Annotated in this window: 23 protein-coding genes; 1 reads left to right on the top strand and 22 read right to left on the bottom strand. The window is 68.6% G+C overall.

Features of this window, described 5'->3' with window-relative positions; translation table 11 throughout:
• Positions 1-40: 40 nt before the first annotated feature.
• From MK181_07745 to MK181_07700, 10 genes are all read right to left on the bottom strand, one after another.
• On the bottom strand, positions 41-1,135 hold the full coding sequence (locus MK181_07745) for an alanine--glyoxylate aminotransferase family protein (GenBank protein MCH2419694.1): 1,095 nt from the start codon (positions 1,133-1,135) through the stop codon (positions 41-43).
• Between the two features lie 76 nt (positions 1,136-1,211).
• The gene (locus MK181_07740; GenBank protein ID MCH2419693.1) at positions 1,212-2,141 is read right to left on the bottom strand and encodes a Ppx/GppA family phosphatase; all 930 of its coding nucleotides are present in this window, start codon (positions 2,139-2,141) and stop codon (positions 1,212-1,214) included.
• Positions 2,113-2,610, bottom strand: a complete 498-nt coding sequence (locus MK181_07735) for a DUF501 domain-containing protein (protein MCH2419692.1) — start codon at positions 2,608-2,610, stop codon at positions 2,113-2,115. The genes MK181_07740 and MK181_07735 overlap by 29 nt, the downstream gene beginning before the upstream one ends.
• Before the next feature lie 37 nt (positions 2,611-2,647).
• Positions 2,648-3,295, bottom strand: coding sequence for an SRPBCC family protein (locus tag MK181_07730; GenBank protein MCH2419691.1), 648 nt, complete (start codon positions 3,293-3,295; stop codon positions 2,648-2,650).
• Positions 3,286-3,843 carry a nucleotidyltransferase family protein gene (locus tag MK181_07725; protein MCH2419690.1) on the bottom strand — a complete coding sequence of 186 codons (558 nt, stop codon included), beginning with the start codon at positions 3,841-3,843 and terminating at the stop codon, positions 3,286-3,288. Before MK181_07725 ends, MK181_07730 begins: the two co-directional genes overlap by 10 nt.
• Before the next feature lie 13 nt (positions 3,844-3,856).
• Positions 3,857-4,672, bottom strand: coding sequence for an XdhC/CoxI family protein (locus MK181_07720; GenBank protein MCH2419689.1), 816 nt, complete (start codon positions 4,670-4,672; stop codon positions 3,857-3,859).
• A 10-nt stretch (positions 4,673-4,682) separates the two neighbouring features.
• Positions 4,683-4,997, bottom strand: coding sequence for an XdhC family protein (locus MK181_07715; protein ID MCH2419688.1), 315 nt, complete (start codon positions 4,995-4,997; stop codon positions 4,683-4,685).
• A 42-nt stretch (positions 4,998-5,039) separates the two neighbouring features.
• Positions 5,040-5,918 (bottom strand): succinate--CoA ligase subunit alpha, encoded by an 879-nt coding sequence (sucD, locus tag MK181_07710; GenBank protein ID MCH2419687.1) that lies wholly within the window; start codon positions 5,916-5,918, stop codon positions 5,040-5,042.
• Between the two features lies 1 nt (position 5,919).
• Entirely contained in the window at positions 5,920-7,092 is a 1,173-nt protein-coding gene (locus MK181_07705) for a malate--CoA ligase subunit beta (GenBank protein ID MCH2419686.1), read from the bottom strand.
• 30 nt (positions 7,093-7,122) lie between these two features.
• Entirely contained in the window at positions 7,123-8,061 is a 939-nt protein-coding gene (locus MK181_07700; protein MCH2419685.1) for a CoA ester lyase, read from the bottom strand.
• Positions 8,062-8,252: 191 nt separating this feature from the next.
• Here MK181_07700 and ppc point away from each other — a divergent pair, with 191 nt between their 5' ends.
• On the top strand, positions 8,253-10,982 hold the full coding sequence (gene ppc / locus MK181_07695) for a phosphoenolpyruvate carboxylase (protein ID MCH2419684.1): 2,730 nt from the start codon (positions 8,253-8,255) through the stop codon (positions 10,980-10,982).
• Between the two features lie 11 nt (positions 10,983-10,993).
• Here the strand turns inward: ppc and MK181_07690 are convergent, their stop codons facing one another.
• From MK181_07690 to MK181_07635, 12 genes are all read right to left on the bottom strand, one after another.
• Positions 10,994-12,118 (bottom strand): VWA domain-containing protein, encoded by a 1,125-nt coding sequence (locus tag MK181_07690; GenBank protein MCH2419683.1) that lies wholly within the window; start codon positions 12,116-12,118, stop codon positions 10,994-10,996.
• Between the two features lie 3 nt (positions 12,119-12,121).
• Positions 12,122-13,045 carry a MoxR family ATPase gene (locus MK181_07685; GenBank protein MCH2419682.1) on the bottom strand — a complete coding sequence of 308 codons (924 nt, stop codon included), beginning with the start codon at positions 13,043-13,045 and terminating at the stop codon, positions 12,122-12,124.
• Between the two features lie 55 nt (positions 13,046-13,100).
• Entirely contained in the window at positions 13,101-13,925 is an 825-nt protein-coding gene (locus MK181_07680; protein ID MCH2419681.1) for a xanthine dehydrogenase family protein subunit M, read from the bottom strand.
• Positions 13,922-14,383 (bottom strand): (2Fe-2S)-binding protein, encoded by a 462-nt coding sequence (locus tag MK181_07675; GenBank protein ID MCH2419680.1) that lies wholly within the window; start codon positions 14,381-14,383, stop codon positions 13,922-13,924. The genes MK181_07680 and MK181_07675 overlap by 4 nt, the downstream gene beginning before the upstream one ends.
• A 93-nt stretch (positions 14,384-14,476) precedes the next feature.
• Positions 14,477-14,803 carry a septum formation initiator family protein gene (locus MK181_07670; GenBank protein ID MCH2419679.1) on the bottom strand — a complete coding sequence of 109 codons (327 nt, stop codon included), beginning with the start codon at positions 14,801-14,803 and terminating at the stop codon, positions 14,477-14,479.
• 4 nt (positions 14,804-14,807) lie between these two features.
• Positions 14,808-16,085: a phosphopyruvate hydratase gene (eno, locus tag MK181_07665; GenBank protein MCH2419678.1), complete on the bottom strand. Its 1,278-nt coding sequence runs from the start codon at positions 16,083-16,085 to the stop codon at positions 14,808-14,810.
• A 100-nt stretch (positions 16,086-16,185) separates the two neighbouring features.
• Positions 16,186-16,938 (bottom strand): MazG family protein, encoded by a 753-nt coding sequence (locus tag MK181_07660; GenBank protein MCH2419677.1) that lies wholly within the window; start codon positions 16,936-16,938, stop codon positions 16,186-16,188.
• Positions 16,935-17,837: a peptidylprolyl isomerase gene (locus tag MK181_07655; GenBank protein ID MCH2419676.1), complete on the bottom strand. Its 903-nt coding sequence runs from the start codon at positions 17,835-17,837 to the stop codon at positions 16,935-16,937. Before MK181_07655 ends, MK181_07660 begins: the two co-directional genes overlap by 4 nt.
• A 23-nt stretch (positions 17,838-17,860) precedes the next feature.
• The gene (gene mfd / locus MK181_07650; protein ID MCH2419675.1) at positions 17,861-21,337 is read right to left on the bottom strand and encodes a transcription-repair coupling factor; all 3,477 of its coding nucleotides are present in this window, start codon (positions 21,335-21,337) and stop codon (positions 17,861-17,863) included.
• A gap of 25 nt (positions 21,338-21,362) precedes the next feature.
• Positions 21,363-21,926: an aminoacyl-tRNA hydrolase gene (gene pth, locus MK181_07645; protein ID MCH2419674.1), complete on the bottom strand. Its 564-nt coding sequence runs from the start codon at positions 21,924-21,926 to the stop codon at positions 21,363-21,365.
• A gap of 64 nt (positions 21,927-21,990) precedes the next feature.
• A complete protein-coding gene (locus tag MK181_07640) occupies positions 21,991-22,695 on the bottom strand; it encodes a 50S ribosomal protein L25 (GenBank protein ID MCH2419673.1) in 705 nt (234 codons plus the stop codon).
• Positions 22,696-22,827: 132 nt separating this feature from the next.
• Positions 22,828-23,808, bottom strand: coding sequence for a ribose-phosphate diphosphokinase (locus tag MK181_07635; GenBank protein ID MCH2419672.1), 981 nt, complete (start codon positions 23,806-23,808; stop codon positions 22,828-22,830).
• Positions 23,809-24,034: the final 226 nt, after the last annotated feature.

The following is a 24,034-nucleotide window of genomic DNA, read 5'->3' as shown; positions in this document are numbered from 1 at the left end:
ATCCCCAAACGACCGGGGGGCACCGCAAGTCGGCGCCCGGTCAGCCGAGGATCTCGTCGAGGGCGCCCAGCAGCATCGTGACGTTGCGGAGACGGGCTGTGTGGCCCATGCACCCGATCCGCCAAACCTGTCCGACCACCGGGCCGAGGCCACCGCCGATCTCGATGCCGAACTCGGCCAAGAGCCTCCTACGCACCCCGGCCTCGTCCAGGCCGTCGGGCAGGCGATTCTCGGGGACTATCACCGACGTCAGCTCGGGCAGCCGGTGGCCCTCCTGGGCAAACAGTTCGAAGCCGCGCTTGACGAGGCCGTCCTGCAGCTGGTCGCCACACGCCTGGTGGCGGGCCTGGGCGTTTTCGAGGCCCTCTTCGAGCACCACGCCGAGCCCGGCGTGGAGGCCGTAGATCATGGAGATGGGCGCCGTGTGGTGGTACGCCCGGGCGCCTCCGCTGGTGACGTAGTTGGCGATCATGGCGAAGTCGAGGTACCAGGACTGCGACCGCTCGACGAACTGGTCGATGGCGGCCTGTGAGACGGTGACCGGGGAGAGTCCGGGTGGCACGCCGAGACACTTCTGCGTTCCGCTGTAGGCCAGGTCCACACCCCAGTCATCGATCTCCACGGGAATGCCACCCAGCGAGGTGACGCAGTCGACCAGCAGCAGGGCGTCGCCCTTTCCGGCGCCGAGGGGCTCGATGTCGTTACGGACCCCGGTGGAGGTCTCGGCGTGGACGATGGCAATGACCTTGGGGTCCGGGTGGGCGTCCAACAGGGCCTGGGGGTCGATGGCGGCACCCCACGGCGCTTCCACGCGGACGACCTCGGCGCCGCAGCGGGCCGCCACGTCGCACATGCGCTCTCCAAACACGCCGTTGACGCCTATCACCACGGTGTCACCGGGGCCCAGGACGTTTACGAACGTGGCCTCCATGCCCGCCGACCCGGTCGCCGACACCGGGAAGGTCAGCGGGTTACCCGTCCGGAAGACCTGACGGAGCCGGTCGTTGGTCTCATCCAGAAGGGCGATGAAGTCGGGGTCGAGGTGGCCGAGGACCGGACGTCCAAAGGCCTCAATGACCTCTGGGTAGGGGTTACCAGGACCGGGACCCATGAGGATGCGGTCTGCGTGCGACATGCAGGCCATCCTACGGCAAATACCACTACTCTTGGGAAAGTTCTACCCTGTGGGGAAACTTCTTCCCTGCTGCCGCTCAGGACTGCTGTGAGGCCACCAGACCGTCCAGGATGTCGGACTCCGAGACGAGACACTCGTCGAAGCCCAACTGGCGCATGACTTTCACCAGGATGGCCATGCCGCCCACGATCACGTCAGCCCGTTCCTCCTCCATGCCTGGATTGGCCAACCTCTCCGCACGATTCTCGGTGGCCAACGTACGGAATACGTCCTCGGTGGCCTCCTTGGATAGCCGGAAGTGGTGGATGCGGTCCCGGTCGTAGGTGGCCAGACCTAATTCCACGGCCGCTGCACACGAGACCGTGCCGGCCAGGCCGACCAGGGTCCGGGCCTCGGAAACGCCGGAAACCTCCCGGACCACGTCGTCGAGGTGGCCCTCGGTGATGGACAGGCAGGCCACCAACTCCTCGGGGAGCGGCGGATCGTGGTGGATCCACTGCTCGGAGAGGCGGACACAGCCGATATCACACGAACGGGCTGCTTCGGCCTCGATGGTGCCGACCACGAACTCCGTCGAACCACCACCGATGTCGACCACCAGGAACGGCCCGTCCGCCGGATCCAGCTCAGCGGTGGCACCGGCAAACGAGAGGCGACCCTCCTCAGGGCCCGAGAGCAGTTCCGGTCGGTGACCCAACGTCTCCTCAGCGGCGTCGAAGAATTCCTCCCGGTTGGTGGCGTCGCGGGCCGCCGAGGTGGCGATCACACGACATCGAGTCACTCCGTGGTGGTCAAGTGCTTCGCGGTATTCCCGGAGGACGACCAGTACCCGCTCGACGGCCCCCGGGTCGAGGCGCCCGGTGGAGTCCACCCCCTCTCCCATCCGGGTGATACGCATGCGACGGTCCAACGTCTGTTCCCCGTCGCCGATCAGCAGGCGGGTGGAGTTGGTTCCGCAGTCGACGGCGGCCACCACCTCAAGCATCTGGATCACCTTGAGGTCCATCTGTTCCGGCGAGCCGGGCGTCCACCCAGCGACCGACCGGATCGTCGCCGCCGACCAGGAACCAGGCGTAGTGGGCATGCAGGCACTTGACGCCCTGACGAGTTCCGCCCACCCCGCCCGATGGCCGGTGGCCGACGTGGTCGCCCGGGATCGCCGCATCACGTTCCTCGGCGTACCGGCGGTGGGCGTCGGCCAGCTCAGCCGGCTCACAGGCCTCTTCGGCGGCCCGGACGCCGCCGCCGGATTCCAGGGTGCCGACCCGTGACCGGAGGTCCTCGCCAACCAGCCAGAACCGGGTCGGCATGGGACGACCGTCGTCAAGCAGGGGGTGGTTGCGGATGACCACCGGTACTCCGTCCCCGTCTCGCACCACCACTTCAAAACGACCTTCGGGTCGTCGGCCCAGGAGGGCGGTCACCGCTTCTACGTCATCGTCGCGGGCTTGCCCGTCGGGAACCGTCGGATCCATGGGGTTGCCCTCAACTCCGGGGCGATCGGCGTTGGCCCTAGCCCAGGACCCAGACGACCAGCACGACGACTACGGCCAGCACGACCAACGTGGACACCAGCCGCTTGAGGACCGGCGCCCCGGCCGTGCCCAGCAGGTCGATGGCCTCGGCCTCCGGACCGTCGACCACTCGGACCGCCTCCACCTCGGAGGGTGGCTCGTCCACCGGGGTGGGGTCAGCGTCGGAGGCGGGCTCGCTGTCGGCCGTGGAGATCAGGTCGCTCAGGTTGTCGGCGAACTGTCCCATCAGCTTCCTGGACACGTCAGCCATCACACCGCGCCCGAACTGAGCCACCTTGCCGGTGACCGTCAGGTCGGTGGTTACCGTGACCCGGGTCCCGCCGTCGACGGCTTCCAGCTGAGCTGTGATGTCGGCGGCCGCGTTCCCGGCGCCTCGGGTGTCGCGGCCCTCGGCTCGCAGCACGGCCCGGTGTCCGACGTCGTCGCGTTCCACGAAGGAAGCTGCTCCCTTGTACTGGGCGGTGATCGGGCCGACCTTGACCTTCACCACACCCCGGAACTCGTCGCCCTCGATCTCCTGTAGCTGAGCTCCGGGAAGGCAGGGGGCAATTCGCTCCACGTCGGTGAGCACGTCCCACACCCGATCGATGGGTGCCGCCACCTCGAAGTCGTTGTTCAGTTCCACGGTTCGAGATCCTCCACGGTGTCCACGTCCTCCGGATTGCCGGGACACGCTACTTCCACCACATGCGAGGACTGCTCGGATAGCAGTACCCGCCCTCCCTCGTCTCCGGTCGTTGGCAACTTCGGCCACAACAGGCGGGCGATCCTGGTCGGCGGCCGTCGCAGGCCGTCGAAGGTGGCCACCGCCAACGGGGACGGGCAGTCGGCCACAGCCCGCCAGGCCGCAGCGGGCACCCCCGGCATGTCGGCCAGGCCGACCACGACAGCTTCGTGCCCGACTCGCTCGGCATAGTCGACGGCCAACCGGAGCGAGGTGGCCTGTCCGTCGATCCACCGGTCGTTGTGCAGAACCGTGGCTCCGATGGGCAGGACGGCCGACAGGTCCACGCTGCCGGTGACCACCACCAGTTCGTCTAGCCCGGCCTCCGAGGCGGCGACCAGGGCGTGGGCGGCCAGCGGTCGTCCGGCTACCTCGGCCAGCAATTTGTGCCCGGCGCCGTTCCACCTGGCACCACCCCCGGCGGCCAGGACCACGGCAGCAACGGTCACCGGCGAAACCTTCTCAGTCGTGGATAGGACCGTCGGAGGCCGATAGCGCCTGGGCCGAGCGTCCAGTCCTTAGGGCGATGATCTCCGACACAATGGAAACGGCGGTCTCCTCGGGGGTCCGGGCGCCGATGTCCAACCCGACTGGCGACCGCAGGCGGGCCAACTCTTCGTCGGAGACCCCAGCCTCTCGTAGGCGGTCCACCCGGTCGGCGTGGGTTCGTCGAGAACCCATCACGCCGATGTAGCCCACCCGGGTACGCAGGGCCGAGACGATGGCCGGCACGTCGAACTTGGGGTCGTGGGTGAGGACACAGACAGCGTCCCGACGGCGAAGCTCGGGCCCCTTCTCGTCCAGGAGGCGATGGGGCCAGTCGACCACCACGTCGTCAGCCAGTGGGAAGCGCTGGTTTGTGGCGAACACCTCCCGGGCGTCGCACACGGTGACCCGGTAGCCAAGCACCTTGGCCACCCGGACCAGTGCCCCGGTGAAGTCGACAGCGCCAAAGACCAGCATCTGGGGTGGAGCGGCGAACGATTCGATGAACACCCGGACAGCGTCCTCCCGGGCCTCGCCATGCTCCCCGTAGTGGCGGACCCCGCTGCGGCCGGCCGCCAACTCGCCCAGGGCGTCCCGGACCACCACACGGTCCAGGCCCTCGTCACCCAGAGTGCCTTGCACCGACGAGTTGGCCTCGTCCGTTCGGTGGACCAGCAACTTTCCGCCTACACCGGGACCCTCGACCACGGTGGCCAGGGCGACCGGCACCTCGTCTTCCAACAGGGCAGCCAGCCGGTCGAACAACGACCCTCCCGGCGACGTGGCGACCACGGATCGGCCCCTACCAGTCGAGCGGTTCGACGAACAGGTGAATGGTCCCACCACAGGTCAGACCGACGGCGAACGCTTCGTCGTCGCTGTACCCGAAGGACACCATGCGGCGGTCTCCGGTGGCCAGGACATCCAACGCCTCAGACACCACAGCACCCTCGACACAACCCCCGGAGACCGAGCCGGCCACCTCTCCGTCTTCGGCAACGGCCATGGCCGCCCCCGGCAGGCGCGGCCCCGATCCCTCGAGGTCCACCACCCGGGCCACGGCAACGCGACGGCCGTCACCGCGCCACCTCGCCAGGTCGCCCAGGATCTCCCGCATGGGGTCAGGTTAGAGGCCCGGCCGTGCGGACCACGGACCGCCCTACAGCATCTTCGAGATGACTGCTCCAAAGTCGGACGGGCGCTCGATGATGCCGACGCCTGCCTCTCTCATGATCTCAATCTTCTCAGCGGCCGACTCGCCGACACCGGTCACGATGGCCCCGGCATGGCCCATGGTCCGACCCTTAGGGGCTGACAAGCCGGCGATGTAGGCCACCACCCTCTTGTGCATGTGGTCCCGGGCGTACGCCGCCGCCTCGGCCTCCTGGGGGCCGCCGATCTCGCCGATGATCACCACCAGGCTGGTCTCGGGGTCCTGCTCGAAGGACTTGAGGTGGTCGGTGAACGAGCTGCCGTTGATGGGGTCGCCACCAATACCCACGCTGGTACTAACCCCGACGCCGAGGGCCTTGAGCTGGGAGGCGGCCTCGTAGCCGAGAGTGCCCGACCGTCCGACGATGCCGACCGGCCCCTGGGCGTAGATGTGGCCCGGCATGATGCCGAGGAGCGCCCTGCCGGGGCTGATCACGCCGGCACAGTTTGGGCCCATGAGCGTCATGCGTTTTTCGACCCTCTTGGTCCGCATGTAACGCTTGACCTTCATCATGTCCTGGGCCGGGATGCCGTCCGTAATGCACACGCAGTGCCTGATACCGGCGTCGGCCGCCTCCATGATGGCGTCGGCGGCGAAGGGCGGTGGCACGAACACGATGCTGGCCTCGGCACCCGTCTCGTTGACGGCGTCGCGCACAGTGTCAAAGACCGGTAGCCCAAGGTGGCCACCGCTGCTTTTGCCGGGAGCCGTACCTCCTACGAGGTTGGTCCCGTACTCGATCATCTCCTCGGCGTGAAAGGTGCCCATGCGACCGGTGAACCCCTGAACAATGACCGGAGTTTTTTCATCAACGATGATGCTCATGTCAGTTCGCCTCCCATGAAACCGCGGCCACGGCCTTTTCGCCGGCCTCGGCCAGGGTTTCGGCCGTAATCAGTTCGACGTCGCTCTCGGCAAGGATTCGGCGTCCCTCCTCCACGTTGGTCCCCGAAAGCCGAGCGACCACCGGGACTTTCACCTCAAGGTCGGTCATCGCCTTGACCACCCCCTCGGCCACCCAGTCGCAACGGTTGATACCAGCGAAGATGTTGACAAGGATCGCCTCCACCCGCTCGTCGGACAGCACCAGCTTGAACGCCTTGACCACCCGGTCCGGGGAGGCGCCACCGCCGATGTCCAAGAAGTTGGCCGGCTCCCCGCCCGAGTGCTTGATCATGTCCATGGTGGCCATGGCCAGGCCGGCGCCGTTGATGATGCAACCAATGTTCCCGTCGAGGCCCACGTAGCTAAGGCCGCGGTCGGCGGCGTTCATCTCCCGGGGGTCCTCCTGGGACTTGTCCCGGAGTTCCGACACGTTCTGGTGCCGGAACAGGGCGTTGTCGTCGAAGCTCATCTTGGCGTCAAGGGCCAGCAGGCGGCCCTCTTCGGTCACCACCAACGGGTTGATCTCTAACATCGTGGCGTCCAGATCCCGGAAGGCCCGGTAGGCACCCAGCAGCAGCTGTTCGGCCTGGGAGACCAGCCCGGCGTCCAGGCCGCAGGCGAACGCCATCGCTCGGGCCTGGAAGGCCTGGAGGCCGACGGCCGGCTCGATGGAGATCCGCACGATGGCGTCGGGGTCGGTCTCAGCCACTTCCTCGATCTCCATGCCACCGGAGCCGGACATGACGAGCATGATCCGCTCGGACTGCCTGTCCAGGACCATGCTCAGGTAGATCTCAGTGCCGAAGGGCACCACCGGTTCGACGTATAGGCGGTAGACGCCCTTTCCGACCGGACCGGTCTGGTCGGTGACCAGCCGCCGCCCCAGCAGGTCGTCGGCGGCCTCCCACACCTCGTCCTCGCTGTCGCACATCCTGATGCCACCGGCCTTGCCGCGGGCCCCGGAGTGCACCTGGGCCTTCACGACCCACTGGCCGCCACCGATCTCCTTGGCCCGGTAGGCCGCCTGCTCTGGGCTGTAGGCGAGGCCACCAGTTGCGATCGGCACGTCGTACTCCGCGAGCAGGGCCTTGGCCTGGTACTCGTGAATGTCCATGGGTGCTGGTCCCCCGTCCCCTCGTCGCGACTACTTGTTCTCGATAGCCGCGGCCTGGGCCACGACGTTCTCAGCCATGCGGGCCGACGCGGCGTCGATCATCCGGCCGTCCAGTTGGGCGGCGCCACGACCCTCGGCCGCTGCCTCCTCGAGCGCGACCAGGATCCGATGGGCCCGGTCCACCTCGGCAACCGGCGGCGAGAAGACCTCGTTGGCCAGGGCGACCTGGGATGGGTGAATGGCCCACTTGCCCTCGTAGCCAAGGGCGGCCGCTCGACGGGCGCCGTCTATGTACCCGTCCGGGTCATTGAAATCGCCGAACGGACCGTCAATGGGGCGGAGACCGTAGGCCCGACAGGCCACCAGCATCCGGGAGAGGGCCTGGTGCCACTGGTCCCCCGGATAGTCCGGGTTGAGCCCGCCGATGTTGGTGGTCCTGGCCCGGCAACTGGCCGCGTAGTCGGCCACCCCGAAGTGCATGGCCTCCAACCGCGGACTGGAGACGGCGACGGACTCCACGTTGGCCATGCCGAGGGTGGTCTCGATGAGGGCCTCGATGCCGATCTTCTCCGTGAGGCCACAGGCCTCTTCGATCTGGCTAACCATGGCGTCCACCATGTAGACGTCGGCGGCCACGCCCACCTTGGGGATCAGGATGGTGTCCAGGTGCTCGCCGGCCTGCTCCACTACGTCGACGACGTCGCGGTACATGTAGTGAGTGTCGATACCGTTGATGCGGACCGAAATCGTCTTGCCCAGGCCCCGCCAGTCGATGTCCCGGAGGCCCTCGATGACGTTTAGGCGGGCTTGGACCTTGTCACCCGGAGCCACCGCGTCCTCTAGGTCCAGGAAGACGTAGTCGACGTCGCTGGCCGCCGCCTTCTCAAACAGAGCAGGGTTGGATCCAGGAACGGCCAGCTCGCTTCGCTGGAGCCGCTGGCGGGCTGGCGCATAACGGGTGTGGCTCATCGGTACTCCGGCGGAAAGTGGCGGATTCGGGACGAAGGACGGACCGGTTTCCGGTACACGGTCCGGCAACCAGTTCCCGTCGGCTGCCCCTTTGAAGCCGACCTCCCCTCATGTTGCCTACATCCTGCCCGAATTTTTCCTGAGATTCAAGTAGGTGGAACCAGAAGGGCGATTTGGGGTAGTTTCCCCAAATGTCCTTGGCAACCCCCGTGACGCCGGACCGCGGCTCGGAACCCTCCGATACCGCCCTGCGATCCGACATCCGGCGCCTCGGACACCAGCTCGGCAACACTCTCGTCCGCCAGCACGGCGAGTCCCTGCTCGACGCCGTAGAGCGGGTCCGGATGCTTACCCGCAACCTTCGGGACCAGGGCTCCAACGAGGACGTAACGGCGGAACTCCACGAACTGTTCGACGACACCGACGTGGCCCACGCCATCCTGCTGGTCCGCGCCTTCACCGTGTACTTCCACCTGGCCAACGTGGCCGAACAGGTCCACCGGATCGAGGACCTGAACTCTGGCTCGCCGAACTTTGCCAACCAGTTCGAAGAGACTGTCCAGGCTCTGACCGACTCGGGCATCGCTCCACCGGAGATCTCCAACCTGGTCGCCCGGGCCGAGCTGCGGCCGGTGTTCACCGCCCATCCCACCGAGGCGTCTCGCCGAGCCATCTTGGACAAACTGGCCATGGTCAGCCGCCTCATCGAGCAGCGCAGCGAGAGTCGCCGGACCGAAGCCGACCGTCGTCGTATCGACCGGCGCATCGAGGAACTGGTCGAGGCCATCTGGCAGACCGACGAACTACGTCACGTCCGGCCTGAACCCCTGGACGAGGCCCGAGCCGTCCTCTACTACCTTGACCTGACCGTCCGCGAGGCCATACCTGAACTCCTGGACGAGATGCAGGCTGCCCTGCGATCTATCGGCCAGGCCCTTCCCACGGACCGCGTCCCTATCCGCTTCGGCTCCTGGGTGGGCGGCGACCGGGACGGCAACCCGAACGTCTCCCCAGCCACCACCGACCAGGTTCTCGGCCTCCAGCGGCGGCGGGCCCTGGAAATCCTCGTGGACGAGGTAGGGGCACTCGGCCACGAGCTGAGCATCAGCACCCGCGTCCACGGGGTGTCCGACGAGCTCCGGGAAGCCGTCGACGCTGACCGCCCGGCACTCAAGGACGTACAGGGTCGGATCGACTGGTCAGAGCCCTACCGGGTCCGGTGCGAGGCCATCCGACGACGGCTCGTGGCCAGCGCCGACGGTGACACCAGCCGACGCGGCTACCGGACGCCGGCCCACCTTGACGCTGACCTGGAGGTAATCGAGCGGTCCCTGCGGGAGAACAGCGGCGAGCTTTTGGCCGACGGCATCCTGTCTCGGGTACGCCGGATCCTCCAGGTGATCGGCTTCCACTTCGCCACACTGGACATCCGAGAGCATTCGGACCGGCACCACGAGGCCCTGGCCACCCTCTTTGCCGCCAACGACCTCGACTACGTCGGGACCTCCGACGCCGACCGAGCTGATCTCCTGGCCGCCGAGCTGGCCAGCCGCCGACCGCTGGCACCGCCCAGTACCCCAGACGACGCCGGGGCGCTGGCCCTGTTTCGCACCCTGCGCACGCTCATGGACCGGGACGGCGACGCCGTCATCGAGAGCTACATCATCTCCATGACCCAGGGCGTAGAGGACGTGCTGGCCCCCGTGGTTCTGGCCCGCGAGGTCGGGCTGGTCGACCTTGCCCATGACACGGCCCGCCTGGGCTTCGTCCCTCTGTTTGAGACCATCGACGACCTGCGCTCCATCGGCCCCACCCTGCGGGCCTTGTTCGCCGTTGAGCCCTACCGGCAGATCGTCGACCTGCGGGGCGGTACCCAGGAGGTCATGGTCGGCTACTCCGATTCCAACAAGGACGGCGGGATCACTACCTCCCAGTGGGAGATCCACAAAGCCCTCCGAGCCATCCGGGACGTCTCGACGGAGACCGGGATCCCCATCCGGGTGTTCCACGGCCGGGGCGGAACTATCGGCCGGGGCGGCGGGCCGACCCACGCCTCGATTCTCTCCCAGCCCAACGGCGTCCTGGACGGCGAGGTCAAATTCACCGAACAGGGCGAGGTCATCGCCGACAAGTACGGCCACCCGGAAATCGCCCGTCGGAACCTGGACCTGGCGTTCACCGCGGTGCTGGAGGCCTCCCTGGCCCACAAGTCCCCCCGCCACGACGAGGGCACCATCACGCGGTGGTACTCGATCATGGACGGCATGGCTAACGATGCCTACGCCGCCTATCGCCGGTTTGTGGAGACCCCGGGTCTGGTCGAGTACTTCACCACCTCGACTCCGGTCGAGGAGTTGGGGGAGATGAACATCGGCTCCCGGCCGGCCCGACGTCGGGGCGCCACTGCAGGAATCGCCGACCTTCGGGCCATCCCGTGGGTGTTCGGTTGGACTCAGTCCCGCCAGATCATCCCCGGCTGGTTCGGCGCCGGAAGCGGGCTGGCCGCCTGCCGGGCTGCCGGCCACGGCGACGAGATGCGCAGGATGTTCGAGGAATGGCACTTCTTCCGCACATTCATCTCCAACGTGGAGATGACGCTGACCAAGACCGACCTGACCATCGCCCGGCACTACGTGGAACGCCTCGTGGACCCCTCGCTCCACCACCTGTTCGACACCGTGGTCGACGAGTACCACCGAACAGTTGGCGAGGTCAAGGCCATCACCGGAGAGGATCTGCTGGCCGAGAAGCCGATGCTGCGCCGAACACTGGCCGTCCGCGACGCCTACCTGGACCCCATCAACGTCTTACAGGTCGAGATGCTCCACCGGTCCCGAGCCGGCGAGGTCTCCGAGGAACTCCAGCGGGGGTTGCTGCTGACCATCAACGGCATTGCCGCCGGAATGCGTAACACCGGCTGAGCGGAGCTTGGCTAGCCGGGCTCGGACAGCACGAGGGCCAGTTCACGAAGCGAGTCCAGGGAGTGGCCCTCCACGAAGCGGTCCACGTGGGGTAGGGCGGCGGCCATACCTCCAGCCAACGGGGCATACCCGGGACTGGCCTTCAGAGGGTTCACCCACACCACCCGGTGGGCCACCCGTTGCAGACGGGCCATCTGCTCGCCCAGGACCTCGGGCTGGCCGCGGTCCCAGCCGTCGGACAACACCACGACGATGGCTCCCCGGGCCATCCCCGGGACCCCCCAACGGTCGTTGAAGGAACGCAATCCGTCGCCCAGCCGGGTCCCACCCGACCAGTCGGTGACGGCCTCGGCGGCCCGGGCCAGGGCGGCGTCGGGGTCACGGGTCGACAACTCGCGGGTCAGACGGGTCAGCCGTGTACCGAGGGCGAAGGCCTCCACGTCGCGACGGCCGACCATGGCTGCGTGCAGGAACCGGACGAGGGCCCGGGCGTAGGGCTCCATCGACCCCGACACGTCCAGGAGCAGCACGAGGCGGCGGCGCCGCTCCCCGGGTTCGGCGAACACCCGGCGCATGGGCTCTCCCCCGGTTCGCAGCGCCTCCCGCACGGTCCGGCGGAGATCAGGGCGACCCCGACGAGAGGTCGGTCGGAGCCGACGACAGCGCCGGGTGGCGCCGAACAGCCGCAGCCGGGACATCAGGTCATGGAGTTCGGCCAGCTCCCCGTCGGTGCACTCGGCGAAGTCTCGGGATCCGAGCACTTCGGCTCGGGACCAGCGCACGCTCAGGTGGTCGTCGCCCCGGTCCCCCTCCTCGTCGGTGGGGCCCGGGGAGTCATCGGCAGTGTCGAGGACCAGGGTGACGGGTGAGTGCTCCACTGGGACCCGACCACCGGTCGGCGCCCCCGTCCAGTGGTGCTCGAAGACCGCGTCGAACCGCTCCACGTCCTCCGGTCGGCGGACCAAGGTGGCCCGGCCCGACCAGTAGACGCCGGACCGGGTGGTGGCACCGACCTCGGCCACGGCCCGCCCGAACTCCAGGGTGCATCCGGGGGGAACGTCCAACCCGGCCCGACGGAGCTCGTCGACGAAGCGGACTAGGTGGCGGTCCAGGGTGAGCTGCACCTCAACGGCCACCGCTCAGGCCCCGCGCAGCAGACCAACCACCTCACCGAAGCCACGGGACCGCAGGCGGTCCTGGTCCTCGCGGTACTTCAGGAGGGTTCCGATGGTGAACTCCATGGCCGTCTCGTCGAGGTCGTCCACGCCTACCAGCACCAGGGCCTCGGCCCAGTCGAGGGTCTCGGCCACACCGGGTGGCTTGTACAGGCCCATGTCCCGCAGTTCGGCCGCCACCGTGGCCACGTCCCGGGCCAGGGCGGCCGGCACGTGGGGAGCCCGGACCCGCAGGATCTCCACCTCGCGGTCCACGTCTGGGTGCTGAACCCAGTGGTAGAGGCATCGACGCTTGAGGGCGTCGTGGACGTCGCGGGTGCGGTTTGAGGTGATCACCACCACCGGGGGAATCTCGGCCCGGAAGGTCCCCACCTCGGGAACGGTGACGGCGTAGTCGGACAGGATCTCCAGCAGGAAGGCCTCAAACTCGTCGTCGGCCCGGTCCACCTCGTCGATCAGCAGCACCGGCGGAATTCCGGACGGGGCGACCAACGAACGGAGCAGCGGTCGCCGGACCAGGAAGCGTTCGTCGTAGAGCTCGTCTTCCAGATCGGCCACTTCGGCCTGGGCCGTGGCGCCCGTCGCTTCGGCGGCTCGCAGGTGCAGAAGTTGGCGGGAGTAGTCCCACTCGTAGACAGCCTGGGAGGCGTCTAGGCCCTCGTAGCACTGGAGGCGGATCAGCTCTCCTCCCGTCCAGGAGGCCAGCGCCCGTGCCACCTCGGTTTTTCCCACGCCGGCCTCGCCCTCCAGCAGCAGCGGACGGCGGAGACGCAGGGCTAGGTAGATGGCGGTGGCTAGGCCCTCGTCGGCCAGGTAGTCCTGGTCATACAGGGCAGAGACGACCTCGTCGACCGAGGCGACCTCGTTTGCTGGGGTATCCGGAACCATGCCCGTCAGGCTAGGGCGACGGAGGCCGGCGTCAGCCGTCCGCCGCCCGGAGCGGTCAGCAGCCTGCTTCCTCCAGGCCACGGCGGGTAAGGACCCGGGCCAGGTGGCACCGGTACTCGCCTCCCGCGTTGAGGTCGCTGGGCGGCTCCAGGCCGTCAGCAGCCACGGCAGCTGCGTCGGCAGCCGACGTTCCGGAATCCACGGCTGCCTCCACCCCGGCGGCCCGGACGGGCCGGGAGTCCATGTTGACCAGGCCCACCCCGCACGAACCGCCGTCGACCACCACGGCGGCCCCCACGATGGCCCAGTCCTGAGCCCGTCGGTTGAACTTCTGGAATGACCAGCGGGCCTCGGGCATGCGGGGGACCCGCACCTCGACTAGGAGCTCGTCGGGGGCCAGATCGGTCTCCAGAAACCCGGTGAAGAAGTCGTCGACGGCCACCTCTCGGCGTCCGGCCGGACCCTGAACGACGACCGAACCTCGCAGGGCGATCAGGGCGGCCGGAAGATCGGACGCCGGGTCGCCATGGGCCAACGAGCCCCCGAGGGTGCCCCGGTGGCGCACCTGGGGGTCGCCAACCTTGGACGTAGCTGCTGCCAGCAGGCCGGTCTGTGCTCGCACGAGGTCGCTGGTCTCTACGTCCCGGTGGCGCGTCAGCGCCCCGATGGCCAGTACGTCGCCGTCCTCCCGAACGTACGACAGGTCGGATAACCGGCCGATGTCGACCACCAGGGCCGGAGCGGCCAGCCGGTACTTCATGAGCGGCAGGAGCGAGTGGCCACCGGCCAGGAGTTTGGCGTCGTCTCCGTGCTCGGCCAGCAGGGCCAGAGCGTGCTCGGCTGAGGTGGCCCGCTCGTAATCGAAAGGGACCGGGATCACTGCGACGACCCGGCAGCCTTCAGGACGGCGGCCACGATGTTGTGGTAGCCGGTACACCGGCAGAGGTTCCCCTCCAGACCCTCGCGCACCTGGGCCTCGGTCGGGTCGGGCACCTCGTCGAGCAGTGAGACGGCGGCCATGACCATGCCGGGGGTGCAGTAGCCGCACTGCAGGGCGTGGCATTCGTGGAAGGCCTGCTGCATGGGGTGCAGCGTGTCGCCGTCGGCTAGGCCCTCGATGGTGGTCAGATCCTGCCCGTCGGCCTGGACGGCCAGCATCGTGCATGACTTCACGGCCTCGCCGTTCACGTGGATGGTGCAAGCCCCGCATGACGACGAGTCGCAGCCGATGTTGGTGCCGGTCAGGCCGGTCTGCTCACGCAGGTAGTGGACCAGGAGCGTCCGGGGCTCGACGTCGTGGGAGACGTTGGACCCGTTGACGGTCATCGATACCTGCATCGGTCTCCCCTCTCCACGCCGGTTGGCGTCGGTCCCGAGGCAGCGGACACTACCGGTGGTCCTTGGGCGGGACGACACCCGCCACCGGACCGCTCAGTCGGCGAAGGGCCAGATCCCGGGCACCGGGTATTCGGACCGGGGCGGCGGGAGCACGGCGTAGGCCTCCTCGTCCGGTCGGATCAGGTTGTACTCGCTGCGGGCCCGACGCTCGATCTCCTCGTCGGTGTTGAGGGCGTCAATCCGCTCTTCGTACGACTGGTTGACGGCCTCCACCTCGGCCACCTCGACTCGGAGCTCGGCCGTGCGCTCTCTCTGCTCCAGCCAGTCGCGAAACGGCACCACGCCCAGCGTTAGGGCGGCCAGCATGGCGGCCACGGTCACCCCCAGGAAGGCCAGGCGGCGGGTGGTGGCGGGCCGCACGGGGTCAGCCGCCGGCCAAGGCGGTCCGACCGCGGAAGGCGGCCGCTTCGCCCAGCATCTCCTCGATGCGTAGAAGCTGGTTGTACTTGGCCACACGGTCGCTGCGGGCCGGCGCACCGGTCTTGATCTGGCCGCAGTTGGTAGCCACAGCCAGGTCGGCAATGGTGGTGTCTTCGGTCTCGCCGGAGCGGTGCGACATCACGGCCGTCCACCCGTTGGCATTGGCCAGTTCTACGGCTTCCAGGGTCTCAGTGAGCGTGCCGATCTGGTTGACCTTCACCAGGATGGAGTTAGCCACACCAGCGTCGATGCCCCGTTGTAGCCGCTGGACGTTGGTGACGAACAGGTCGTCACCCACCAGCTGGACGCGGTCCCCGATGGCCGCGTTCAGGGCGGCCCATCCGTCCCAATCCTCCTCGGCCATCCCATCCTCGATGGACACGATCGGGTAGCGGGTTGAGAGGTCGGCCAGGTAGGCCACCATCTCGTCGGGCGACAGGCTCCGCCCCTCTCCGGAGAGGTGGTAGGCGCCGTCCCGAAAGAACTCGGTGGAGGCGGCGTCCAGGGCCAAGGCCATGTCGTCGCCCGGGACCAGTCCGGCCTTCTCGACCGCCTCGACCAGCAGCTGCACTGCCTCCTCGTTGGACCCCAGGTCGGGGGCGAACCCACCCTCGTCGCCGATGGCCGTGGCTAGGCCGCGCTCGGAGAGCACCTTCCTGAGCACGTGGTAGCACTCGACCCCCCAGCGCAGACCTTCAGAGAACGAGGCGGCGCCCACCGGCATGAGCATGAACTCCTGAAGGTCGACGTTGTTGTCGGCGTGCTCTCCGCCGTTGAGCACGTTGAGCATGGGCACCGGGAGCACGTGGGCGTTGGCCCCGCCGACATAGCGGAACAGTGGCGCCTCGGCGTCGGCTGCTGCGGCTCGGGCCACGGCGAGGGATACCCCCAGGATGGCGTTGGCTCCCAGTCGACCCTTGTCGTCGGTTCCGTCGACGTCGCAGAGCGCCTGGTCGACGGACCGCTGGTCGTAGGCGTCTAGGCCGTGGACGGCGGCCGCCAGTTCGCTGTTCACGTTGCCTACCGCGGTCGATACACCCTTCCCAGCCCATGTCGGGCCGTCGTCGCGGAGCTCCACTGCCTCGAACATTCCGGTCGACGCGCCGCTGGGGACCATGGCGCGGCCTGACGCCCCCCCGGCTAGAACCACGTCCACTTCAACCGTCGGGTTTCCCCGGCTGTCTAGAACTTGTCGTCCGACGACAACCTCGATGCTGCTCACGATCCGTCTCCTCCGGCCTCTCGCTCCGACGCTCGCCCGGAAAACCGTGCGGTCGGACCGCTCGGGACGTCCTCGGCCGCCACGGTCGACGGTGACAACGCTAGCCGTGTCCAGGCTCAGCCAGGGCTCGCTTTCGGTAGCGGGCCGCCACCGCGGGCTCCACCTCGCGGAGGTCGACGCCGTCGGCGGCGGCCAGGGCCTCGGCCCGCCGCACCAGGCGGGTGAACCGAGCCACTGCCCCCCGTAGGGCGTCCTCGGCGTCCAGGCCGTCGTCGTGGGCCGTAGCGGCTAGGGACAGCAGCAGGTCACCGAGGGCGTCGGGGTCGGTTGACGGGTCGCCGACCGGGTCGCCGGGCTCCAGGCCCAGCCCGCCGGCCCGTCGCACCACCTTCTGGGCCGCGGCCAGGGACGGAAGGGTCGACGGGATCCCGTCCAGGGCCGACTCCCGGCCCTTCTCCGCCTGCTTGATCCGGTCCCAGTTGGTCAGAACCTGGCCGGAGTCCTCAGCCACCACGTCCCCGAATACGTGCGGATGGCGGTGGCGGAGCTTGTCGTGGATGCCCCGAGCCACGTCGGCCAGGTCAAAGCGACCGTCGTCGGCGGCGATCCGGGCGTGGAACACCACCTGAAACAGCAGGTCGCCCAACTCCTCTTTCAGGTCCTCGGATCCGCTACCGGTCGCCTCGTCGTAGGCGTCGAGCGCTTCCAGCAGCTCGTGGGCCTCCTCCAGGAGGTAGGAACGCAGCGACGAGTGGGTCTGCTCGGCGTCCCACGGGCAATCCCGGCGGAGGGTGGCTACCAGCTCGACAAAGCGCTGGAGATCGTCGGTGACGACGGGCTGTCGCTCGGTCACGACCCCAGCCGGGCCAGGGCGGGAGCCAAAGGCCCCGGCGGCGATGCAACCCGGCCCACGGCGGCGTCCCAGGTGCCGTAGCGGGACTCGACTTCGACCGTGCGGGTCAGCCCGGCGATCTGGAGCAGGGCGGCCGACCGGCGCTGGTCCAACTCGGCGAACGGCACCGGGTCAACTCGCCGGACCTCATCGATGCGGATCACGTGGAAGCCGAACTGGCTGGGCACCGGCCCGACCAGGGTCCGACCCTCGGCTAGCGCCCCGAGGGCGGCACGTTCGAAGGTCGGAACGAAGGCGCCCAACGGCACGCAGCCCAGAGCACCACCGTTCTGCGCGGACCCCGGATCCTGGGACACGTTGCCGGCCAGAATGGCGAAATCTTCGCCCTGAGCGAGCAGATGGAGGACGGCGTGGGCATCGTCCTCTTCTGAGACCAGGATGTGGCTGGTACACAGGTCGTGGCCGAGCAGGGCAGCATTGCCGTCGTAGGAGGCCTGTACGCCGGGAACGCCGACCTCCACCAGGTCCAGGGCGGCCTGCCATCTGGTGATTCGGGGAAGGCTTGGGTCTCCGGGATCGATCCCGGCGGCCAGGAGCCGGTCCCGGGCAGCCGCCTGGTCGTCGTCGGTGACCACCACGCCGTTCTCGGCCAGCAGGTCGACCAGGGCCTCGTAACGGACGTAACGGTCCACCACGCCGGCTGCCACGACGGCGTCGAGGCTCCCGCCGACCGGTTGGCCGGTGACCTCCGAGACCAGGATGGCCACGGCGTCGCGGTCCAGCGTGGAGGCACCCACCCGGACGGCGATGGTCGTCGATCCGCATGCCGTGACCACCAGCAGGACCAGTGCGACTGCTAGAAGGCGGCCGGACGACAGGGTGTGAGAAGCGGGTGCCACGAGGAGTGGATGCTAGGGGACGGTCAGGCCTGGTCGTCGGTCTGGTCGGTCGGGACCGCCTCGACGGCCACCGGCACCAGGTCCTCCAGCAACTGGGTAAGCGCACCGGCTGGGTCGTTCCGGCCTACGGGCAGGAGGAGCTGGCGAGGCCCTTCCTTGTAGCGGGCGTCGCTGTGAAGCCGAGCTAGCCGGGTCTGACGGCTTAGGGGCAGGACCACGGGGGCGCAGCGGGCCAGGAGATCGGGCCCACCCAGCCCCGGACCCCGGGTGGCTACTACGGAGGTGATGCCCCGGGCCACGCAGGCCGTCCGCAGGCGGGCCACGGCCAGCAGAGCCCGGGCGGGCTCGGGCACCGGACCGTACCGGTCCTCCCACTCGGCTTGCACGGCGTCCACGTCGGCCGGGTCCGGGCTGGTCCCGGCGGCGGCCAGACGCCGGTAGGCCTCCAGGCGGAGGTCGCTACGCGACACGTAGTCGTCGGGCAGGTGGGCGTCGACCGGGAGCTCGACGCGGATCTCCGGCACGTCGGGTGTCGTGGTCCCAGCCAACTCGGCCACGGCCTCGGTGACCATCTGGCAGTAGAGGTCGTAGCCGACCGCGGCGATGTGGCCGCTCTGGCCGGTGCCCAGCAGGTTGCCGGCCCCCCGAATCTCCAGGTCCCGCATGGCAATCCGGAATCCCGACCCCAGCTCGGTGGTCTCGCCGATGGTGCGTAGCCGCTCGTGGGCCTCCTCGCTGAGAGCCCGGTCCGGAGGGGTGAACAGGTAGGCGTAGGCCCGCTGGCCGGCCCGACCCACCCGGCCCCGCAACTGGTGAAGTTGTCCGAGGCCCAACAGGTCGGCCCTGTCCACCACCAACGTGTTGACGGTCGGCATGTCGATGCCCGACTCGATGATGGTGGTGCATACCAGGACGTCGTACCCGCCGTCCCAGAAGTCCATGACCACCGATTCCAGGGTGGCTTCGTCCATCTGGCCGTGGGCCACGGCCACTCGGGCCTCCGGGACCAGTTCGCGGACCCCGCCCGCTACCTGGTCGATGTCGTGCACCCGGTTGTGTACGAAGAAGACCTGGCCTTCCCGGAGGAGTTCTCGGCGGATGGCCTCGGCCACCGGTCGCTCGTCATAGTCGCCGACGTAGGTCAGGATCGGTTGGCGGTCGGCAGGTGGGGTGTTAATGAGGCTGAGGTCACGGATGCCAGTCAGCGACATTTCCAGCGTCCGCGGGATCGGAGTGGCGGTCAGGGTCAGGACGTCCACCCCGGTCCGAATTTTCTTGATCGCCTCCTTGTGGACGACCCCGAAGCGCTGTTCCTCGTCGATGACCAGCAGGCCCAACTTCTTGAACCGGACGTCGTCGGAGAGAAGGCGGTGGGTGCCGATCACCACGTCCACCGACCCGTCGGCCAGCCCGGCGACAACTCGCCGGGCCTCGGCGGTGGTGAGGAATCGGCTGAGGACCTCAACTCGGATGGGGTACGGGGCGAAGCGGTCGCGGAAGGTCTGGCCGTGTTGTTGGGCCAGCAGAGTGGTCGGAACCAGTACGGCGGCCTGTCGGCTGTCCTGGACGGCCTTGAAGACGGCTCGGACCGCCACCTCGGTCTTGCCGAATCCCACGTCGCCGCACACCAGCCGGTCCATGGGCACCGGCCGTTCCATGTCGCCCTTGACGTCCTCGACGGCCCGGAACTGGTCTGGCGTCTCCTGGAAGCTGAAGGACTGTTCCAGCTCGCGCTGCCACGGCGTGTCCTCGGCAAAGGCGTGGCCGGCGGCAGTGGTTCGGGCCTGGTAGAGGGTGACGAGTTCCTGGGCGATCTCGGCCACCTCGGAGCGCACCCGGGCCTTGGTCTTTTGCCAGTCGGCGCCCCCCATCCGGCTGAGGCTGGGCGTCTCACCTCCGGTGTGCGGCCTGATGGCATCGATCTGGTCGGTGGGAAGGTAGAGCCGGTCGTCGCCCCGGTACTCCAGCAGCAAGTAGTCGCGTTCGACACCGCCCAGGGTCCGGGTCACCAGGCCGCCGAAGCGGGCCACACCGTGCTGCTCGTGGACGACGTGGTCCCCTGGTGAAAGGTCTTCAAAGACCCGGACTGCTGCCGTGCGCCGGGGACGGGTCCGGCGTCGGGTCCGGCGGCGTCCGGTCAGCTCGGACTCGGTGACTACGGCCAGCCGGGATTCGGGGAGGACGAAGCCGCTCTCCACGGGGGCCACGACCAGTGAGGCGCCTGGATCTTTCCCCACCTCGTCACCGGCCATCGGGACGACCTCCACTCCGGCGTCGCGGAGGCGTCGGGCCAGCTGATCGACCGAGCCGCGTCCGTCGGCGGCCACCACCACCCGGTGTCCGTCGGCCAGGAGGCGGCGTAGGCGGCCCGGTACGCCTTCGGCCTCGTCGACCAGAGCGTCACGTCCCCATCCGGAGGCAACCACGGTCTCTACCCCTGGACTGTCCGGAACGGCGGCAATCGTCCAGACCGGCGCTTCGGTGTGGACCAGCAGGCGTTCCCATTCGGTGTGCAGGCGCGGGAAGGCCGTTCCGTCGGCCCCCCAGGTGGCGGCCAGCGTGGTGGCCAGCTCGGCCTCCTCGGCCCGTAGGTCGGCAATCCGGTCCCGAAGGCGACGGGGTTCTACGGCCACCACCAAGGCGTCGTTGTCGACCAGGTCGAAGAGCACCCGCTCATCGCCTGACAGCCAGGGCAACCAGGACTCCATGCCATCGAACAGCTCGCCATCGGCTAAGCGGTCCCACTGCTCGCGCCCCCAGGGCTGCTCGGCTAGCAGGGCGGTGGCCCGCTCCCGCACCTCCTGGTCTGGGATGAGTTCGCGACACGGGTAGATCTCCACCTCGGCGCGATGCACGGTGGCCCGCTGGTCGGCCACCCCAAATTCGGTCAGCCGGTCGACCTCGTCGCCCCATAGGTCGATACGGAACGGGGCGTCGGTCGTCGACGGCCATACGTCGACGATGGATCCCCGGACCGCCATCTCCCCCCGGTGCTCAACCTGGTACTCGCGGCGGTAGCCGGTGGCTATCAGGTCGGCCACCAGGTTGCTCTGGTCCACCATGTCGCCCGGGCCGATTCGTTGGGGCGGCGTCCGGCCCGCCCCAGGGCCGAGTCTCTGCACGAGGGCCCGACCGGAGGCCACGACTACCGCCGGGGGGTCCTCCAGGTCGCTGAGCCGGTGCAGGACCCGGAGACGCCGGCCCATGGTCTCGACGCCCGGGCTGACCCGTTCGAAGGGCAGGGTCTCCCAGGCGGGGAAGGATTCGACGGCGCGGTCACCGAGATACAGGCGAAGGTCGTTGGCTAGGCGCTCGGCCTCCAGGCCGGTCGGGACGGCAACGATCAGCGGGAGGCGTCCGGCACGTTGCACCAGGGCGGCCAGCACCATGGCCCGAGCCGGTTCGGCGACGGCCAGGGCGGCCGACCGGCGGCCAAGGACCGAGGCGAGGGCCGGCTCGTCGTCAAGGAGGGCCGGAAGGGCCCCCAGAATGGCGGTCATCGGTGGTGGTTGGTCGCTGACCGTTTCACGAACGGTCGTTGAAGCGGCACATGGCGGCGTCCACGCCGTCGGCCAGCACGGCCTCCACGGCGTCCGCCGCCTCTTGTACCACGATGCCCAACTCGTCGGCTTCGGCCCGACCAGGGCGGCGTAGCACGTGGTCGGCACCCGACCGGCGGCCTGGTGGGCGACCGACTCCGATGCGGACCCTGAGGTAGTCCTGGGTCTTCAGGTGGGCGGTGATGGACCGCAGGCCGTTATGACCAGCCAGGCCACCCCCTGCCTTGATCCGTAGCCCCCCGACCGGGAGGTCCAGCTCGTCGTGGACGACCACGATCCTCCCGGGATCTTCGATGCCGTAGCGACGGATCAGGCGGCCGACGGACTGGCCGGATTCGTTCATGAACGTCTGCGGGAAAGCCAGAGCTACCCGTTCACCGTCGACACGCACCTCACACGACAGGGCAAGTTCCCTGGAGCGTTTCAGCGTCCCGCCGTGGCGGTCGGCCAGCAGGCCGATCACGTCGGCGCCCACGTTGTGGCGCGTGCCGGCATACCGGTCACCAGGGTTTCCCAGACCGACAACCATCCAGGCCGCCGGTTCGCCGGTTCGTCCGGCTCGGGACCGCCACAGCACGGGTCGGCCCTGACCGCTACTCGTCGTCGGCGGCCTCGTCGGCGGCGGCACCAGCGTCGTCGGCAGAAGCCTCGTCGCCCTCACCCTCGGCTGCCTCGGCTGCCTCCTCGGCCGCCAGTGCCTCGGCCTCCGCAGCCTCGTCGGCCGCCATGGCCTCGAGCGTCGAGCGGGTGATCATGCCGACGGCCACCGTCTCCTCGACGTCGACGTCGGTGGTGACGCCGGACGGGAGGACAATGTCGCCAACGCGCAGGGAGTCCCCGATTGTCAGGCCCGAGATATCCACCTCGAACTCGTTGGGGATGCTGTCCGGAGCGGCGTTCACGGTCAGGCTGAACAGGTTCTGGTCGACCATGCCGTCGGCGTCGGTGACTTCCTTGGCCTCGCCGATCATGACAATCGGCACGTCCACGGTCACGTCCTGCTTGGGGTCGATTCGAAGGAAGTCCACGTGGGTGACGTCGCGCCGCACCGGGTGACGTTGGATGTCCTTGACGATGGACATCTGCTTCTCACCGCTGAGCTCGAGGTGGATGACGGCGTTGACGCCGGCATCGGTGGTCAAGGCGAGGCGGAGGTCGCTCCACGCCACGTCGATGCTGACCGGATCCTGGGAGAGGCCGTAGACCACGGCGGGAACGCGCCCGGCCCGCCGGAGGCGGCGGCTGGATCGGGTTCCGGTGACCCGAGTGGTCTCGGCGGAGAGGACGATCTCGCTCATGGGAAGGCTTTCTGGGGCGGAGGGGAGGCGCATGGCCGGTCCCGTGGGAACCGACGGGCGAGTCTACCGGTGGATCTCACGGGCCGGTCGGGTGACCTGGGCAATGACCGACGGCTGGTGATCGGGCCCGGCTCAGGCCAGGTTGTTGCCACCGAAGATCTCGCTGACCGAGGTGTCCTCGAATACGGCGTCGATGGCCCTGGCAATCAGGGGTGCCACCGACAGCACTTCGATCAGGTCGTGGTCGGCGTCCTCGGGCAGCGGCACGGTGTCGGTCACGATGATCTTTTCGATCGACGAGGCGGCCAGACGCTCCATGGCCTGCCCGGAGAACACCCCGTGGGTGGTGGCGGCGACGACCCTGGCCGCACCACGTTCCGTGAGCTGGTCGGCCGCCGCGCAGATGGTGCCCGCCGTGTCGATCATGTCGTCAACGAGGATGCACACCTTGCCGTCCACCTCGCCGACGACCTCCTTGGCTTCCACGGAGTGAAACGCCGAGTGGTTGCGCCGCTTGTGCACGATGGCCAGGTCGGCCCCGAGTTGTATGGCGTAGCGCTCGGCCACCTTCACGCGGCCGGCGTCGGGCGAGACGATGGTCAGGTCTCCCTCTAGGGACCGGAGGTGGTCGACCAGCACCGGCATGGCGGTCAGGTGGTCGACAGGACCGTCAAAGAAGCCCTGGATCTGGCCAGAGTGGAGGTCGACGCTAACCAGGCGGCTGGCCCCTGCCTCCTTGAACAGGTTGGCCACCAGCTTGGCCGTGATGGGCTCACGTCCTGAGGCCTTGCGGTCCTGGCGGGCATAGCCATAGTGGGGACAAACCACGGTGATTCGTTTGGCCGAGGCCCGGCGGGCTGCGTCCACCATGATCAGGTGCTCCATTAGGGCGTCGTTGATGGACATGTCCCCGGCATGGCAATGGGTCTGGATGATGAAGGCGTCAGACCCTCGGATGGACTCCGAGAACCGGCAGTGGATCTCGCCGTTCGAGAAGTCGGCCAGGTTCGGCTCGCCTAGCGACTCGCCCAGCTCGGCGGCGATCGACTCGGCCAGCGGTCGGCTGATCCGACCGGCGACGAGGTACAGCTTCTTGTGGGTGACCAGTTCCATGAGGGGCGTGGGTGCTCTCGTCGGCGGTGGGAGTTCCGGAAGTGGAGCATAGGTCGGCTCTCCCGCTCGCGGATCAGCCGATATAGACCGGCCGGGGAGGGACCATCCCGCGGGCTGGGGGTCGGGTGCTGGTCGTGGTCGGCGCCACGGTCGTCGTGGTCGGCGCCACCGTCGTCGTGGTCGGCGCCACCGTCGTCGTGGTCGGCGCCACCGTCGTCGTGGTCGG

Source organism: Acidimicrobiales bacterium (assembly GCA_022452035.1).
In the GTDB taxonomy this organism is placed as follows: domain Bacteria; phylum Actinomycetota; class Acidimicrobiia; order Acidimicrobiales; family MedAcidi-G1; genus UBA9410.
The sequence above is the reverse complement of the archived record's forward strand: the minus strand, read 5'-3'. Positions and strand labels throughout refer to the sequence as shown.